This window comes from Agrobacterium sp. DKPNP3, assembly GCF_052686535.1.
The window spans coordinates 104,247-119,905 of the sequence record NZ_JBQYSN010000003.1; the positions used below are offsets into that span (position 1 = coordinate 104,247).

Below are 15,659 nucleotides of genomic sequence, written 5' to 3' on the forward strand. Positions count from 1 at the left end.
AACAATGCCGGCGCGACGACGCGGAGGCGGAGACAGTGGCCATGACTGCACTTTCAGATTCCGCCTCACCACTCTACGAGAAGGTGAAGGACTTCGTTCTCGGCAACATCGGCAGCGGCAAATGGGCGCGCAACAGCCGCTTGCCTTCGGAGCACGAGCTGGTTTCGACGCTCGGCGTTTCGCGCATGACCGTCAACCGGGCGCTTCGGGAGCTCACGTCGGAAGGGCATCTGCGCCGCATCCAGGGCGTAGGCACTTTTGTCGCGCCGCCAAAACCGCAGTCGACGCTGATCGAGATCAGCAACATCATGACCGAAATCAGAGCCCGTGGTGGTCGCCACCGCGCCGAGGTTGTGGTGCTGGAACGCATCGCCCGGCCAGAACCCGAACTCCTGCTTGCCTTCGAGTTTGAGACCAGCCGGCCCGTGGACCATTCGGTCGTCATTCATTTTGAAAACGACCTGCCGGTGCAGCTCGAGGAACGCTATGTCAATCCCGGCCTCGTTTCGGGTTATGTCGAGCAGGACTTCACCATGGCGGCAACCTACGACTACCTCCAGAACGCAACACCGCTCACCGAAGTGGAGCACCTGATCAGCGCCCTGCCGGCCAGCGAGGCCCATGCGCGTCTGTTGCAGATCCGGGTCGGCGACAGCTGCCTCGTTCTGCACCGCAAGACCTGGACGGGTCCGATCGTCGCGACCGTCAACACGCTGACCTATGTCGGCAGCCGCTACTCGCTTGGAAGCCGCTATCTGCACGGCGGCAAATAAGACAACATCCGGAACAATTGCCATGACCCAGCCCGCCAGCCGCACCGCGGAAATCCGAAAAATCGCCAAGGCCGCCGATGGCAGAGCGGAAAAGATGCTTGCCGACCTGCTGCGTGACCTTTTCAGCATCGAAGCAAGGAATGTGGCGATCAATCAGGATCAGTACAGCCTCAATTCCCTCAATGGCTTCTTCGATACCGGCGAGGGTGAGTTCTTCTTCAAGTTCCATCAGGAGGAAGGCGAAGAGGCCATGAGCGGTGAATATTACCGTGCTGACATTCTTGCCCGCGCCGGTTTGCCGGTCGACCAGCCTTTGCTCATGTCCGTGCTGCCTGGTGAACAGATCCTCGTCTATCGCCGCCGCAGCGACCCGCGTTTTTCCGATGTGTTGCGTACGCTGGACCTCAAGGACGATCCGGCAGCTCGCGCAAAGGCGGTGGAAGCCGAGTGCAGGCTGAATGAGGCGGTTCTGAAAGTGTATCTGGAAACGCTGCACGGCGTCACGCCCACGCAAGTGGCCGCCGAGCCGGTTCATCGATTGTTCTATGAGCGCCTGATCGATCCCCCCACAGGCATCTATCCCGGTGGCAGGCTGGCAAATTTCTACGTCGACAAGACGTTCGATCTGCCGGACATGACGCTGGATTGGCAAACCCTCTCCGGGCTTCGCTTCTGCGTCAACGGCATTGCATATCGCGACAGTCTTGCGGCGCTTTTCGACGAGGCGCATGAACGGCTGAAGCCAGCGAAGCTCGCCGATGCCGCCGGCGTCACCGCCCATGGCGATGCCCATAATGCCAATGTCTGGTATGAGGATGATGGCAGCGACGCCCGCCTGTCCTTCTTTGACCCCGCTTTCGCCGGTGAGAATATTCCGACGCTCCTCGCGGAAGTGAAGACGACCTTCCACAACATCCTCGCCCATCCGTTCTGGCTCTACGATCCAGCCCTTGCAGCCAGAAGCTATTCGGCGAGCGCCACGCTCGACGGCAACATGCTGCGGATCACCACCAGCTACGAGCCCAGTGCAGTTCGGCGCGACCTGCTTACCGTGAAGGGCGAGGCGATGTGGCGGCCGCTCCTTGCCGAGCTGAAGGCGCGTAACATGCTGCCCGCTGATTGGCGCCGTGTTGTCCGTCTCGGCCTTTTCCTGTGCCCGGCATTGGTGATGAACCTTCGCGCGGGCGCAACGAGCCATAACCCGGTGTCATCCCTGATCGGCCTGTCGAGTGCCGTCATGGCAGGGAGCGAACCGGTCGAAGGCGAGGACGCCCTGACCCGCTTCTTCGACGCAATCGATCCGGATCGAGGCTGAATGAAGCCAGGCAAATGTCTCCGACTATCGCCAACTCGCAAGACGAGCAGTATCCTTCCGCGCTGGACCAAAGATTATGTAACTGATGGCGGCGAGTATCCAGACGCTGATGCATGCGTAAAGCATGACCAGACCAAAACCGTCCGCAAGCGCCTGATGGACGACTTCCTCCGAAATGCCCTGCGCCGAGGCGCCGGCAGTGCCCGCGGCGATCCGTTCCGCAACCGCCTGAAGCGTTTTGGTATCGAGACCGGCGGGCAGATTGATCCGCAGCGAGGCACGGACGCCTTCCACCAGAATGAAGCCCATGATGGGGATGTTGATTGCAAGCGAGATCATGCGCGCGCTCATGTCCATGCCGGACGCCATGCCGGAGCGGGCGGGAGAAACCGCGCCTGTGGTGGTGTTGGTTACCGGCGTATTGGTCAGGCCGAGCCCGATGCCGGCGAGGATGCAGCCGGGCAGCATTGTAAGCCAGCTCGCACGTTCGATGCCGCTCCCAAATTTCATCAGCATAAAACCCAGGCCGATGGTGAACAGTCCTGCCGGAATGACGAGGCGCGGCTGATAACGCAACGACAGACGTTCCGCCAAGGGTGGCACCACCAGCGCCGGCAGCGTATAGGCAAGCAGGCCGAGGCCGGCGGTGACGCTGTCATAACCGAGACCCGCCTGAAACCAGATCGGCAGATAGATCATGAACGGCCAAAAGCTGATATTCATCGCCGCAGAACCAATGATCGCCCCGGAAAAAGACCGGATGCGGAACACGGAGAAATCGAACATCGGCCTCTGCGTGCGCTTTTCAGCAAACACGAAGGCAATGAAGCTTGCAACCGAGACTCCAAGGATGAGAAGCGCCATCGGGCTCGAAAAACCGAGCTCGGGCCCCTGCGTGATGAAGAAGGCAAGACAAAAAACGGCGAGCGAAAGCGTGGCCATTCCGGCAAGATCAAGGCGCGCCGCCTCCGGATCGCGCGATTCTCGGACACCGCCCGCAGCGAGCAGCCACGTTAGAATGCCGAGTGCCACATGGACGAGGAACACCCATTCCCAGCTCCAAAGGGCAACCATGGCCCCGCCGATGATTGGGCCGAAACCCAGCCCCACGCCTGAGATGATGCCCCACCAGCCGAAAGCCATGCCGCGCTCCCGCGCGGTACGGAACTGATGCGACAGGATGGCGATCTGACACACCAGCATCGCTCCGCCGCTCAAACCCTGCAGGAAACGGGCGCCGATCAGAACTGATACGTTACTTGTCATTCCACAGGCGAGGGAGGAAAGCGCAAAAGCGGCAATACTTGAAATAAAGACTCGTTTGCGACCGAAGCGGTCGGCTAGTGCGCCCGTCGCCATCAGCACCATGGTCACGCCGATCGTATAGGCGTTCATGATCCATTGAAGCTGACGAAAATCCGCCTTTAACACCTCTTCAAGTGTAGGCAGGATGGCCGGAACGCTGGAGATCTCCAGTCCGAACATCAGAGCGGAAAGACAAACGGCAGTGAGCGCCATGGCGCTCCGGCTCGTCGTTCGTTCGCTGATAGTAATGGTCATATGTCAGCCTTTCTTGGTGGGCCCGCAACTGCGGAGGGCCACAGGCTAGACAAAGCTTGACCATAACTGAATTGGATGATTGGCTATTTCAGAGACAACAAATAGGAATGATCGATATGATCGCGCTGGATGTGGAGGCGGTCGAGGCCTTCGTCACGATCGCCGAGATGCAAAGTTTCACCCGTGCGGCCGAAGCGCTGGGTACGACCCAGGGCGCGATCAGCGTCAAGCTCAAGCGATTGGAAGACAGGGTCGGCCATCGGTTGCTCGAACGCACGCCGCGTTCTGTGCGTCTCTCCGCCCAAGGGGCGGTCTTTCTAGCGCCCGCCCGTGAGTTTCTGGCTGCGCACGACAGGGCGCTGGCAGGACTTTCCGCCCCACGCAGGCGCTTTGGCCTCGGCATTGCAGCACATGTGGCGGGACCTGAGGTTCCGGCCCTGCTTGCGCGTCTCAATGACCACGATCCCGGCCTGACGATTGAAGTGCGGATGGATAACTCCCGTTCCCTGCTCGATGCCTTTGACAGGGGAGAAATTGACGCAGCCATCATCAGGCGGGAGGATGATCGGCGGGATGGCGAAGTGCTCGGGCCGGAGCATTTCGGCTGGTACGCCGCTCCACAATTCGTGCATCGCCAAGGTGAACCATTGCGTCTTGCGGCACTGTCTCCCGCGTGTGGCGTGCGTGATATTGCCAGCCGCGCCCTGGACGGGGCTGGCATAGCCTGGACGGAGGTTTTCCTGGGCGGCACATCGTCCATGGTAACCGCCGCCGTTTCGGCCGGACTTGCGATTTCCGCCTTCTCCTGCCGCCTTGCCCCACCCGGCACCGTGGAGGTGAGCCAGCGTTTTGGGCTGCCTTCCCTGCCTTCCACCGAAATCATCATGTTCTCGACCCTGACGGACAGCAGGTCGCGTGAGGCGTTGCGAACACTCGCTGCCGCTTTTCGCGAGCATCGACCGACCTGACTGCCTTGGCGTTACAGATAGCCCACCCGCCTGTCGACATTTACCGGTGGAAAATCTAGCATCGCGCGAAACCGGAAAAACCGATCATCTCACGTTCCAATCGCCACAGCGGAGTATTCATGCCCCTTCCCCAAAAAATCGGTTTTATCGGAACAGGCGCCATCACCGACGCGATGGTCCGCGGCCTGCTTGCCAGACCCGCCGCCGTACCACATGTCATGGTTTCCCAGCGCAGCGCAGATGTTTCGGCTGAATTGGCCGCCGATTTTTCGCAGGTAATCGTCTCAAGCGACAATCAGGCTATCGTCGATGGCTGCGACACCGTCATGCTGGCAATCCGTCCCCAGATCGCCGAAGAGGTCGTCCGGCCGTTACGGTTCAGGGACGGACAGAAAGTCATCAGCGTCGTGGCTGCAACCAGCAGGGAAGCCCTTCTCGACTGGATCGATGCGGATGTGCATCTAACCCAGGCGATCCCGCTGCCCTTCGTTGCCCGCCGTAAAGGCGTTACCGCCATTTATCCCGTCGATAGGGATACGGCCGCAATTTTCAACGTCCTCGGCGGTGCTGTGGAATGTGAAACCAAGGCCGAATACGACCTTCTGGCCGCCGGCAGTGCTCTGATGGCTACTTATTTCGGCATCATGCAGACAGCAACGGAATGGTTGTCCGAAAACGGACTGCCGGAAGAAAAGGCGCGTGCCTATCTTGCCCCCCTCTTTGCCGGCCTCTCGGAGGTTGCGGTGTTGGCCGGAAGCAAGGCGGACTTTCACGAGATCAGCCGTGAATTCGCCACCAAAGGCGGCCTCAACGAACAAGTGCTCAACGACTTCGACGGGAAAGGCGGTTCAAAGGCCTTGAAAGAGGCATTGAGCCGCGTGCTCCAGCGGATTACGCGATAGCAATCGTTACAACCGCAGGAACAGGAAGGGGCCTTTCGGCCCCTTCTGCTTACGCCTTGCCCGGACGGTTGATCGTCAGGAAGTGGCGCACGACAGGTTTTTCCAGCCCGGAATGATAAGCCAGCACCTTGCCCTGCAAATCTGCGTCGGCATTGGAGACCCGCTTGTGCTGGCGAAGATGTTCCGCCCAGGATTCCACCATGAACCATTCGACGATCTTCTGTGGATCGGCGGAGTCTTCCGTCACACCCCACCCATAGGCGCCATCGCGGCGACGTTCCTGGGAGAGTTCGTCGAGTGCATGCAGGAAAGCGGAGCGGTGATGCTTTTCAACATTATATTCGATCAGGATCAGAACCGGGCCGCGATCATGGGCCACCGGCTCGGCGACGAGCGGTTCCGGCCAGTGGTTGGAAGGCACCATATCCGCATCGCCCGCAGGCAGTTTGAGGCGGTGCATGATAAGGCCCGCAACCAGCAGTCCCGCAGCGCCGATCAGCAATGCTCCCGGCACGCCCGTGGCTTCACCAACAGTACCCCAGCCAAGGCTACCGGCTGTCATTGCGCCATTGAAGACGGTCAGATAGACAGCAAGGCCACGGCCACGCACCCAGTTCGGCAGAACTGACTGGGCTGCCCCATTCAGCGTCGTCAGGGCCGTGATCCATGCGCCGCCGAGGAACAGCAGGACGATGATCGCAAGCCACTTTGGCGGAGCGAGTGAAAGCGCGGCCATGACCAGGGCGGTAATGACGGCAGCACCGAGAAGCAGGGCATCTGCATCGAAACGTTCGCGCAGCTTCGGCATGACCAGCGCGCCGCCGATGGCGCCAGCGCCGACAGCACCGAGCAGGATGCCATAAAAGCTCGCGTCTCCGCCGAGCAATTGCCGGGCAACAAGGGGAAGCAGCGCCCAGACGGCGCTGGCAAAAGCAAAGAAGATCGCCGCCCGCAGCAGCACGACATGCAATGGCTTGCTGGCACGGGTGTACCGAAGGCCGGCCCGGAATGCGCCGAGGAAACCTTCGGCCAGGGCATCATCAGCGTTCTTTACCCGCGGCCACCACAGAAGGGCGGCGATGACGACAAAGTAACTGGCGACATCGGCGCCATAGGTAAAGGCCGCGCCGAAGGCCGCAAGCAGGATGCCGCCGGCAGCCGGACCGATAGAACGGGCGATATTGATGCCGAGCGAGTTCAGAGCCACGGCGCTCTTGATATCCTCGCGCTTCACCAGTTCCGGCACGATGGCCTGCCAGGTCGGCCCCATCAGGGCGGCACCGATACCGCCGAGGAAGGTGAGACCGATCAGGGCGCTGACGGATAACAGGCCGGTGTGCGCAAGGACCATAAGGGTGACGCTGACGGAGGCCAGCAACAGCTGAACTGCGATCAGGAACTTGCGGCGGTCGAGAATATCGGTCAGCACGCCGGCCGGGATCGCCAGAAGAAAGATCGGCAGGGTTCCGGCTGCCTGCACCATGGCGACGGCAGCCGGAGAGGCAGATAGATCGGTCATCAGCCAGGAACTGGCGACATCGCGCATAAAGCTGCCGGTATTGCCGAGTACCGTGGCGGCCCAGAGGACCGCGAAGACGGGTTGCGCAAGCGGAGCAAAACTGCTCGCCGAGGATTTTGCGGCGCTCATTTGCCGGTTCCTTTCGTGAGATCGATTGCAGCGACAATGATGAAGGCGCCAGCAAGGCCAAGATGTTCAAAGAAAGCATTGGTGGCCATCATGCGATCCATGCCGGGCGCCATTTCCCAGAAGCGGAGAGCGATGAAGGTGGCGAGAAGAGTGAAGCCTGCGAGTGCCAAGGCTCCGGCCCAGCGCAGGAAGCCCGACACGACCAGAGCGGAGGCAGTGAGTTCGAACAGGATGACGACGACGGCGAATGCGAATGCCGGCTGGAGCCCAAAATGGTTCATCTCGGCAATCGCCCCCGGAAAGTCGAAAATCTTCGTCAGCGGCCCCTGAATATAGGCCGAGCAAAGCGCAAGAAGCGCAAGGGTTTTTGTGGCGGGTGCGGCAACGATATCCGCAAGGAAGCTCCGAAGGCGAAGGGTTGAAGATGGCTCGGTCATAAAGTGCTCCTGCGATCTGGCCGGTCGGTTCGAGCGGCGTTTGCGTTCATCTGATGGAGCGATATTGGCGCAATGGATTATCGACAACAATTGCATCAATAGTTTCGATATAATTGCGTATTCTGAAATATTCTCTTTGTTTGGCTATTAGTCTTTTCCCATGGGCGGCACATGTGCCGCCCATGAGTGGGTTTCCTTTGTGGATCAGGCTTATACTGCCCAGCAGGAGCAGCCCAAGGCACCGAAGAAACCTTTGAGATCGGCAATCGGCAGTTTCGATGTCCAGGCACCGGCATGGTCATGACCATGGACACCGCAATCGCTGGCGCAGCCGCAGGTGGAGATGGCCGTGCGGCGCAGCGAGCGGGCGCCCGCGCCATCCGGTTCACCCCAGGCTGCATAGCCGCCGAACTTGCGCACTGGCGACCAATCGGGCATGGCCGGCGGAATATTGCTTTCGTCCAGTGCCTTGAAGTCGCCGGCGCCATAGACGATCTTGCCACCCACCATGGTCAGTTCCGAGGTGAGGAAGGAGATTTCGTCTTCCGCGCAGGAGAAGAAGTCCTTGTCCGGCACCACGAGATCGGCGAACTGGCCCTTCTCGATGCGCCCCTTCTTGCCTTCTTCGTTGGAGAACCAGGTGACGTTTTCCGTCCACATGCGCAGCGCCGTTTCGCGGTCGAGACAATTGGCGCGCGGATAAAGCTGCATGCCGCCGACTGTCTTGCCGGTTACCATCCAGAACAGCGACACCCACGGATTATAGGAGGCGACCCGCGTTGCGTCCGTTCCGGCCGAAACGTTCACACCCTTGTCGAGCATGCGCCGGATCGGTGGTGTGGCTTCAGCTACCCCCTGGCCATAACGCTCGACGAAATATTCGCCCTGATAGGCCATGCGGTGCTGGGTGGCGATGCCGCCGCCAAGCGCAGAAATACGGTCGATGGAGCGATCGGAGATGGTTTCAGCATGGTCGAAGAACCAGTTAAGCCCTGCGAGCGGGATATCGCGATTGACCTTTTCAAAGACATCCAGCGCCCGCGAAATGGTCTCGTCATAGGTGGCATGCAGACGCCAGGGCCAGCGGTTTTCCGCGAGTATCCGGACAACATCTTCAAGCTCGCCTTCCATCTCCGGCGGCATATCGGGCCGCGGCTGACGAAAATCCTCGAAATCGGCCGCGGAAAAGACGAGCATTTCACCCGCACCATTATGCCGGAAATAATCGTTGCCCTGCTTGTATTTGACCGACTGCGTCCAGTTGAGGAAGTCTTCCTTTTCCTGTTTCGGCTTCTGCGTGAAGAGGTTGTAGGCCAGCCGAACTGTCATCTGGTTCTCATCCGACAGCTTCTGGATTACCTCGTAATCATCAGGATAGTTCTGGAAGCCGCCGCCGGCGTCGATCACGCCGGTCACACCCAGCCGGTTCAGCTCGCGCATGAAATGGCGGGTGGAATTGACCTGATAGTCGAGCGGCAGCTTCGGCCCTTTGGCAAGCGTCGAATAGAGAATGCCGGCATTCGGCTTGGCGAGCAGCAGGCCTGTGGGATTGCCGTTGGCATCGCGGGTGATCTCGCCGCCGGGCGGGTTCGGCGTATCCCTGGTGTAGCCAACAGCGCGAAGGGCGGCACCGTTCAGCAGCGCCCGGTCATAGAGATGCAGAAGGAACACCGGCGTATCCGGCGCCACCGCATTGATCTCTTCGATGGTCGGCAGACGCTTTTCGACGAATTGGTGCTCGGTAAAACCGCCAACGACGCGCACCCATTGCGGAGCTGGCGTTATCGCGACCTGGCGTTTCAGCATGTCCATGGCATCTGCAAGCGAGCGCACGCCGTCCCAGCGCAGTTCCATATTGAAGTTCAGCCCCCCACGCACGACGTGAGTGTGGTTGTCGATCAGACCGGGCAGCACGCGCTTGCCCTTGAGATCGATGATCTGCGTTTCCGGCCCGGCAAGGGCCATGACCTCGGCATCGCTTCCCACCTCGAGAAACAGGCCATCCTTGATCGCGACTGCCGTTGCATTCGGATTGCCACGATCAAGTGTCGTGACGCGGCCATTGTGAAGGATGGTATCTGGATGCATGGACGAAGCTCCGCTCTTGATGGGATCAGCGGCCTTAGCCGGTGAAAACAGATTCGAAAAGGCGAGACTGGATGCCGCGCCGAGGAAAGTGCGTCGTGTCGGCATCAGCTTTTCTCCCGGTTGATGGTCTGTTTGACTTCGGCAAGGTCGGATGCTTCAGCGCCACCTCTGGGCATATGGCCGAACATATGCGGTTTGATCTGGTTGATCCAGGAGACTGCAGACGGTTCTTTGCCGACAATCGTCTTCGCGAAAGGTATGATCTGCTCTCCAACCAGAATGCCGAGCAGACCGACGAGCGCGATGACGGGCGGCGCGGGGGAGCGCACGTTGAGCAAGCTGTAAACAATGCCGACCAACAGGCCGGCGCCAAGTGACAGAAGATAGACTTTCATGGAAACCTCCTCGACAGGTTGAAGCCGCACCGGCTGGATGATGATCCTGCCGGCGCGGTCGGTTGAAAGCTTATTTCTTGGCCGGGTTCGGGCCGATGCGCTTGCCGTGTTTGACACGCTCTGCACCGCCATGGACATGGGTGACGGCATAATCGATGCCCATGCCGTACGCGCCGGAATGTTCCTTCACCAGCGACGTCACGGCGTCGTAGGTTTCCTTGAGCGCCCAGTCGCGCTGCCATTCGAGCAGCACCTGCTGCCAAGTGACGGGAATGACACCGGCCTGAACCATGCGGTCCATCGCATATTTGTGGGCGTCGGACGAAGTGCCGCCGGAAGCATCGGCGACCATGTAGATCTCATAATCTGGAACATCATGCAGGGCCGAGAGCGCAAAGGTCGTGTTGCACACTTCCGTCCAAAGACCGGAGACGACGATCTTCTTGCGGCCATTGGCGGCATTCTTCGCCAGCGCATCGCGGACGTTCTGGTCGTCCCAGGAGTTCATGGAGGTGCGCTCAAGGATGTCGTTCTCCGGGTAGACAGCCAGTAGTTCAGGGAACGTGTTGCCGGAGAAGCTTTCCGTTTCCACCGTGGTGATTGTCGTCGGGATGTTGAAGATTTTTGCCGCCTTGGCGAGACCTACGACATTGTTCTTCAGGGTCTGGCGATCGATCGACTGCACGCCGAAAGCCATTTGTGGCTGCTGGTCGATGAAGATGAGCTGGCTGTTGGCGGGAGTAAGGACTTCGAGTTTGGACATGGTGGTTCTCCGTTCAGGTGGTGATTGCCGATCGACGGCGGTGAAATTGACAGGGCTTCGCCGGTCGACTGCCCGGCAGGGGCAGACGCTTCAAAAACTTGGAGCCAAGTTAGTCAGTGGAGGCGGATCAGAGACCCGCTTTATGCCGCAAGAGGCGTGAGGTTCGCCTCGATCTGGTTGCGGAAAGGCTCGTACTGGGTCGGCAGCTTCAGCGCTTCGCCCAGATGCGCGGTATCCTCGTCGCGGTCGAAACCCGGTTCATTCGTAGCGATTTCGAACAGGATGCCGCCCGGTGTGCGGAAGTAGATCGCCCAGAAGTAGTCGCGGTCTATGACTGGGGTTACGTGATAGCCCGTATCCATCAGCGCCTTGCGCACCTCCAGCTGCTTTTCACGGTTTTCGACCGCAAAAGCGATGTGGTGGACTGAACCGGCACCGGGCCGCGCAAACGGCGTCTTCGGCAGAGCTGCAAGATCGATCGTATCGGCCCCGTTGCCGCCGGGAATGACAAAGCGCGTCACATCGCCTTCTGCATCGGCGCGCTCATATCCCATGAAGCGAAGCAGTTCCTCGGTTGCGGCCGTGTCGTTGAGATTAAACCTTGCGCCGGTGAAGCCGCGTATGGCGTGGTCTTCAGAGATGCCCTCGGCAAGCCATGGAGCGCGGGCATCATTGTCCGTCTCGATCAGCGCGAGGCCGTCGCCATCCGGACCAGTGAAGCGCAGACGCTGCGCACCGAAGACCGTGTCAGCCTGGAGGCCGGCAGTGCCCTTGGCAATCAGTCGATCTTTCCAGAAGCCGAGCGAACCCTTGGGAACGGAAAACTGGGTCTCGCCCACTTCGCCAACGCCCGGACGGCCGGCCATCATGTTGGCGAAGGGAAAGTAGGTCATCACCGTGCCGGGGGTTCCCGTTTCGTCACCGTAATAAAGGTGATAGACGCTCGGCTCATCGAAGTTGACGGTTTTCTTGACCCTGCGCAGGCCGAGCGTATCGGTGAAAAAGCTGTTGTTCTGCCGCGCATCCGACGCCATCGAGGTAACGTGGTGCAGGCCCTTGATATCCTTGATCATCATCGGCGCCTTTCGTGGTCGCTGTGTTTGTTTCGATGGAGAGAGATGTAACCCACTTGATTGCATCGCGGAATTGCAATATTTCTGTCGAATGAATTGCGATTTTTGAAATAATGGCGATGAACGATTATAAGGCACTGAAAACCTTCCTGATGGCGGCCGAAAAACGCAACTTTGCGCAGGTCGCCCGTGAGCTGGGCATGACAGCAGCGGCCGTCACACGCGCGATTGCAGCGCTTGAAGATGATCTTGGCGTACAATTATTCGTCCGCACCACCCGTCAGGTATCTCTCACGACGGACGGCGCCATCTTCGCCGCACAAATCCAGCCCGCGGTCGAGGCTTTGGAGAATGCCCGGCGCGATGTTCGCAACGCCCACAAGGCCGACGAAGGACGCCTGCGGATCAGCGCGCCTACATGGCTCGGCAAGACGGTGCTGCCGCCGATCCTGTCGGGTTTCCGGGAACTCTATCCAAAAATGTGTTTTGAAATCTCGCTGTCGGATGGCCTCGTCAACATTGTGGACGATGACTACGATCTGGCGATCCGTATCTCGTCCGCCCCATCGGACAAATTCACCATCTGGCGCAAGATCAGGGCGGTGCCGCGCATCCTGGTGGCGGCCCCGGGAAGCCGGTTCGAACAGATGAGGCATCCGGCCGAACTGACGCCGGACGATTGCCTTGCCTATAGTGGGGAGAGTCGGCGGGAGAACTGGGTTCTGTCGGACGGTGGATCGAGCATTACGATCACGGCGGGTCGTGCCTTCAGCGCCAATAGCGGCGAAGTCCTGGCCGACATGGCCGCGGATGGCGCAGGTGTCGCCTTGCTGCCGGGCTTCAACATCGCACAGCATATCCACAGTGGCCGCCTCGTCCATGTGCTGCCCGGCTGGACGCCGCCGGAACTCTGGCTGACCCTTTATTATCCGCCCTATCAGGCCCTGCCGCCCCGCATTGCAACATTCTCGAAATTTTTCGAAGAGCAATTGCCGTCCCACATGGTGACGCTGGGTTAACACCCAGGAACAGCCTGCTTTTCCGTAGGAACGCGCCTCCTGGAACGCTCGAAGCGTGACGGGCGCGCTTTGAGGTGGCGCATCCATTAGCCGGAGCTGTCAACCACAGCACTGTTCGACGCGTTAAAAAGGCGATACGCAATTTAGTTCGCACCAACATCAATATATTATTCTTATCTCATATTATTTATAAATAACATTAAATAACATTCTTGCTATATCCGCACAACCTTATATATATCATACGCGTAGACGAACTCAATATATACGCTATCTTAAGAATAACTCGCTTCCATTTAAATATTAACTGGGATTTAAATATTAAGCTGATATGAAACTGTTGCCGCGGGAATAATGAGCGGCGAAAATTATTGAGCGGCATTCGCACAAACTAGCGTGGAAAATCCGGGCCACATTTCCGGCTCGAATTGCATGATGCCTTTCCAGCACAGGTTCGCATGAGCCATGTTCTCCCTAACTTCGCTTTATTTGCGGGTGCCGGACGATTGCCGTCGTGGGCAATGTCTGGCGGCAGATAGGCGTGACCAGTCGCCATCCGGTAAAGGACACGTTCATGACGTCTATTCTCTCATCTTTGTCTGCTGCGCAGATTTCAAAGCTATCCACATCGACAATTGCGAGTCTGAGCTCAGCAGACGTGCAAGCCCTTGATAGCACCAAGATCAAAGCCCTTTCAGCGTCTCAGATCGCCTCTTTGAGCACGGACAATCTTGCTCTTTTCAGCTCCGAAGGCATCCGGGCCATTTCGGCAAGCGCGTTCAAGGGACTGACACTCACCCAGATCGCAAAACTTAGCACCACTCAGGTCAGCAACCTGTCCTCTTCTCAGGTAATGGCACTTTATGCCAGCCAGATTGATGCGATGTCGACCGACCAGATCAAGGCGCTCACCTCGTCACAGGTCGCGGGGCTCGGCGCATTATCGCTGCCTCAGATCAGTGCGCTCAACGCCGTGCACGCAGCGGCGCTTGACGGAGACGATCTCATGGCGTTTTCCAAAGAGCAGATCATCAGCTTGAGTTCGAGTGCCGTCTCCGGCTTGAGCACCGGCACGCTCGCAGCCCTGAAGGCATCTCAAGCGTCAGCCTTCACACCGGGCCAGGTCGGAGGCATGACGACCGCGCAGGTTTCCGCGCTGAACAGCGCCAAAACCACGAACGGTTCGGTGCAGGATATCGCCTCCTTCATCTCGACGGCGGCGCAGACATCAGCGGCCCAGCCCACCACATCGGGTGCTTCCGCATCACCGATGGCTTCCAGCGAGAGGCAGACGTCGGCAGACGTTGCTGCGACCATCCTGGCCTACCTCAACGTCTGAGCGTTGCAACGTCGCTCAGGTGAGGTCATGAAGGGCCTTGCCGAGTGGAGGCTCGACACGGAACTCAGAAAATTGGACCTCAAGCCCCTCGCGTTCCGGTGTGCAACACATGGGGCCGACCTGATAGGACTGCGCTTTCGGGAAGGGGCAAAGTTTCAGAAGCGGCCACCGGAGCCCGTCCGCGGATGTCTGGATACGCAGCACGCCGTCAGCAACAGTGACGCGGAGATAGAGATCGGATGGGTCCCCGGCATAGGTCGTGGTCGACCAGTCGGAACGACCAAGCGTCAGGACATTGCCGATGCAGGCGGCACCGTCCGACAGCTCGATACCCGCTTTGATCCAGTGCCGCTCATCAATGCGAACCATGATGCCCGCCTGATCATAGAGTTCCTCATAACGCGCCTCTATCCGCAACGACGCCGTAAAATCGCCCTGACATTGCATGCCGAAGAAATGGCCGCTGTCGCGCGTGAAACCGTAATAGGTCTCGCGCCAGAAATCAGAGCCCTTGTTGGTCGTAACGTTGAGGGCATGATCGTCAAGCGACCATTGCTGCGGTTCATTGTGCCAGACACAACTCTTGAACATGGGCATCCTATTCTCATTCGAAGGGACGGACGTTATATGTGACCTGTAAGGTCCTTACCAGCGGACAGATATATGCGTTATTTTACGGCGCGCGGATCAAACTGCCGGTTTGACAAGGCCCTTTTGGAGATCAAGCATGATCTGGATGAATGCAGCGACCGAACGACCTCTCGCCGCTTCCCTCATCAAAGACGCACTCGCCGCGGTGCTTCATGTAGATACGAACGCTATCGAAGTGGTGTATGATATTTCGCAGGCACAGGGTAAGGCGGTGCTGTGCATAATCCACGAAGGTGACGGGTCGGACTTCTCGCAGACGATATCGGTCTATCTCGACCAACGTCTGGCGCCACCCAGCCTTTTGAAAGGCGGCTCCTTGATCGCTGCATTCACAAAGACAGCGATGCTGTTGCCGGACGACGACACGGCGGACCCGTATTCATTCGTTCTCGCCGGTGGCTCGGGTACGAACGAAAAGGCCCTCGTCGATCCGGATCAGCTAGACCACGGCGGTCGTTATGTCATCGTGCCGCATCACCTTCGCCAAGGGTGATGGCGCGGTTAGATCGTCCAGTCATTGCCGATTGCAGAGAACGCATCCATTGGCGTGCTTGATGATGCCGTGTTTCTGGCAGCGTTCGAAGTCGACGGTGAACGATGAAATCGTCTCGTTGGCGGGAATATCTTCCGGTGTGAATGCGGCCAGCAATGTCTGAAAGCAGTGCAGGCAAGGCATCAGCAATTGTTCATTTGGCAGATAGTCAAGCTTTTCCCACCCCGTCTTCGAT

General features: G+C 58.9%; 16 protein-coding genes. 7 read left to right on the forward strand and 9 right to left on the reverse strand.

The genetic code is table 11. The features are described from left to right. Positions 1-41 precede the first annotated feature (41 nt). Positions 42-773 carry a histidine utilization repressor gene (gene hutC, locus ACUTJJ_RS01835; protein WP_063947072.1) on the forward strand — a complete coding sequence of 244 codons (732 nt, stop codon included), beginning with the start codon at positions 42-44 and terminating at the stop codon, positions 771-773. A gap of 22 nt (positions 774-795) precedes the next feature. Then, the gene (locus ACUTJJ_RS01840) at positions 796-2,088 is read left to right on the forward strand and encodes a hypothetical protein (RefSeq protein ID WP_445541099.1); all 1,293 of its coding nucleotides are present in this window, start codon (positions 796-798) and stop codon (positions 2,086-2,088) included. Positions 2,089-2,112: 24 nt separating this feature from the next. Here the strand turns inward: ACUTJJ_RS01840 and ACUTJJ_RS01845 are convergent, their stop codons facing one another. After that, a complete protein-coding gene (locus tag ACUTJJ_RS01845; RefSeq protein WP_425292757.1) occupies positions 2,113-3,606 on the reverse strand; it encodes an MFS transporter in 1,494 nt (497 codons plus the stop codon). Between the two features lie 158 nt (positions 3,607-3,764). Here ACUTJJ_RS01845 and ACUTJJ_RS01850 point away from each other — a divergent pair, with 158 nt between their 5' ends. Together ACUTJJ_RS01850 and ACUTJJ_RS01855 are read left to right on the forward strand one after the other, a co-directional pair. Further along, complete coding sequence (locus ACUTJJ_RS01850) at positions 3,765-4,616, forward strand: LysR family transcriptional regulator (RefSeq protein ID WP_063947247.1); 852 nt, start codon at positions 3,765-3,767, stop codon at positions 4,614-4,616. A 119-nt stretch (positions 4,617-4,735) separates the two neighbouring features. Next, positions 4,736-5,518: a pyrroline-5-carboxylate reductase gene (locus ACUTJJ_RS01855; RefSeq protein WP_063947069.1), complete on the forward strand. Its 783-nt coding sequence runs from the start codon at positions 4,736-4,738 to the stop codon at positions 5,516-5,518. A gap of 49 nt (positions 5,519-5,567) precedes the next feature. On the opposite strand, the gene ACUTJJ_RS01860 is transcribed toward ACUTJJ_RS01855, so the two are convergent. From ACUTJJ_RS01860 to ACUTJJ_RS01885, 6 genes are all read right to left on the reverse strand, one after another. Further along, the gene (locus ACUTJJ_RS01860; protein WP_063947068.1) at positions 5,568-7,166 is read right to left on the reverse strand and encodes an MFS transporter; all 1,599 of its coding nucleotides are present in this window, start codon (positions 7,164-7,166) and stop codon (positions 5,568-5,570) included. Further along, on the reverse strand, positions 7,163-7,603 hold the full coding sequence (locus ACUTJJ_RS01865; protein WP_063947067.1) for a DoxX family protein: 441 nt from the start codon (positions 7,601-7,603) through the stop codon (positions 7,163-7,165). The genes ACUTJJ_RS01860 and ACUTJJ_RS01865 overlap by 4 nt, the downstream gene beginning before the upstream one ends. 210 nt (positions 7,604-7,813) lie before the next feature. Continuing rightward, positions 7,814-9,796, reverse strand: coding sequence for an amidohydrolase (locus tag ACUTJJ_RS01870; protein WP_063947066.1), 1,983 nt, complete (start codon positions 9,794-9,796; stop codon positions 7,814-7,816). Beyond that, positions 9,796-10,086 (reverse strand): XapX domain-containing protein, encoded by a 291-nt coding sequence (locus tag ACUTJJ_RS01875; RefSeq protein ID WP_063947065.1) that lies wholly within the window; start codon positions 10,084-10,086, stop codon positions 9,796-9,798. The genes ACUTJJ_RS01870 and ACUTJJ_RS01875 overlap by 1 nt, the downstream gene beginning before the upstream one ends. 70 nt (positions 10,087-10,156) lie before the next feature. Continuing rightward, positions 10,157-10,849: a hydrolase gene (locus ACUTJJ_RS01880; RefSeq protein WP_445541100.1), complete on the reverse strand. Its 693-nt coding sequence runs from the start codon at positions 10,847-10,849 to the stop codon at positions 10,157-10,159. 140 nt (positions 10,850-10,989) lie between these two features. Then, on the reverse strand, positions 10,990-11,922 hold the full coding sequence (locus ACUTJJ_RS01885) for a ring-cleaving dioxygenase (protein ID WP_063947246.1): 933 nt from the start codon (positions 11,920-11,922) through the stop codon (positions 10,990-10,992). 119 nt (positions 11,923-12,041) lie between these two features. Here ACUTJJ_RS01885 and ACUTJJ_RS01890 point away from each other — a divergent pair, with 119 nt between their 5' ends. Both ACUTJJ_RS01890 and ACUTJJ_RS01895 read left to right on the forward strand, forming a co-directional pair. Further along, entirely contained in the window at positions 12,042-12,941 is a 900-nt protein-coding gene (locus ACUTJJ_RS01890) for a LysR family transcriptional regulator (RefSeq protein WP_063947063.1), read from the forward strand. A 514-nt stretch (positions 12,942-13,455) separates the two neighbouring features. Further along, positions 13,456-14,280 (forward strand): hypothetical protein, encoded by an 825-nt coding sequence (locus ACUTJJ_RS01895; protein ID WP_445541101.1) that lies wholly within the window; start codon positions 13,456-13,458, stop codon positions 14,278-14,280. 15 nt (positions 14,281-14,295) lie between these two features. Here ACUTJJ_RS01895 and ACUTJJ_RS01900 read toward each other — a convergent pair whose 3' ends face one another. Further along, the gene (locus tag ACUTJJ_RS01900; protein WP_063947245.1) at positions 14,296-14,871 is read right to left on the reverse strand and encodes a DUF1349 domain-containing protein; all 576 of its coding nucleotides are present in this window, start codon (positions 14,869-14,871) and stop codon (positions 14,296-14,298) included. A gap of 136 nt (positions 14,872-15,007) precedes the next feature. Between ACUTJJ_RS01900 and ACUTJJ_RS01905 the strand changes: the two genes are divergently transcribed. Continuing rightward, a complete protein-coding gene (locus tag ACUTJJ_RS01905) occupies positions 15,008-15,424 on the forward strand; it encodes a hypothetical protein (protein ID WP_233282518.1) in 417 nt (138 codons plus the stop codon). A gap of 21 nt (positions 15,425-15,445) precedes the next feature. On the opposite strand, the gene ACUTJJ_RS01910 is transcribed toward ACUTJJ_RS01905, so the two are convergent. Further along, positions 15,446-15,659: hypothetical protein (locus ACUTJJ_RS01910; RefSeq protein WP_445541102.1), on the reverse strand; the 214-nt coding region annotated here is incomplete at its 5' end.

What these genes read in the sequence shown, in the direction of transcription:
- hutC (WP_063947072.1), top strand. Translation starts at nt 42, where the DNA reads ATGACTGCACTTTCAGATTCCGCCTCACCACTCTACGAGAAGGTGAAG.
- ACUTJJ_RS01840 (WP_445541099.1), top strand. Translation starts at nt 796, where the DNA reads ATGACCCAGCCCGCCAGCCGCACCGCGGAAATCCGAAAAATCGCCAAG.
- ACUTJJ_RS01845 (WP_425292757.1), bottom strand. Translation starts at nt 3,606, where the DNA reads ATGGCGCTCACTGCCGTTTGTCTTTCCGCTCTGATGTTCGGACTGGAG.
- ACUTJJ_RS01850 (WP_063947247.1), top strand. Translation starts at nt 3,765, where the DNA reads ATGATCGCGCTGGATGTGGAGGCGGTCGAGGCCTTCGTCACGATCGCC.
- ACUTJJ_RS01855 (WP_063947069.1), top strand. Translation starts at nt 4,736, where the DNA reads ATGCCCCTTCCCCAAAAAATCGGTTTTATCGGAACAGGCGCCATCACC.
- ACUTJJ_RS01860 (WP_063947068.1), bottom strand. Translation starts at nt 7,166, where the DNA reads ATGAGCGCCGCAAAATCCTCGGCGAGCAGTTTTGCTCCGCTTGCGCAA.
- ACUTJJ_RS01865 (WP_063947067.1), bottom strand. Translation starts at nt 7,603, where the DNA reads ATGACCGAGCCATCTTCAACCCTTCGCCTTCGGAGCTTCCTTGCGGAT.
- ACUTJJ_RS01870 (WP_063947066.1), bottom strand. Translation starts at nt 9,796, where the DNA reads ATGCCGACACGACGCACTTTCCTCGGCGCGGCATCCAGTCTCGCCTTT.
- ACUTJJ_RS01875 (WP_063947065.1), bottom strand. Translation starts at nt 10,086, where the DNA reads ATGAAAGTCTATCTTCTGTCACTTGGCGCCGGCCTGTTGGTCGGCATT.
- ACUTJJ_RS01880 (WP_445541100.1), bottom strand. Translation starts at nt 10,849, where the DNA reads ATGTCCAAACTCGAAGTCCTTACTCCCGCCAACAGCCAGCTCATCTTC.
- ACUTJJ_RS01885 (WP_063947246.1), bottom strand. Translation starts at nt 11,922, where the DNA reads ATGATCAAGGATATCAAGGGCCTGCACCACGTTACCTCGATGGCGTCG.
- ACUTJJ_RS01890 (WP_063947063.1), top strand. Translation starts at nt 12,042, where the DNA reads ATGAACGATTATAAGGCACTGAAAACCTTCCTGATGGCGGCCGAAAAA.
- ACUTJJ_RS01900 (WP_063947245.1), bottom strand. Translation starts at nt 14,871, where the DNA reads ATGTTCAAGAGTTGTGTCTGGCACAATGAACCGCAGCAATGGTCGCTT.
- ACUTJJ_RS01905 (WP_233282518.1), top strand. Translation starts at nt 15,008, where the DNA reads ATGATCTGGATGAATGCAGCGACCGAACGACCTCTCGCCGCTTCCCTC.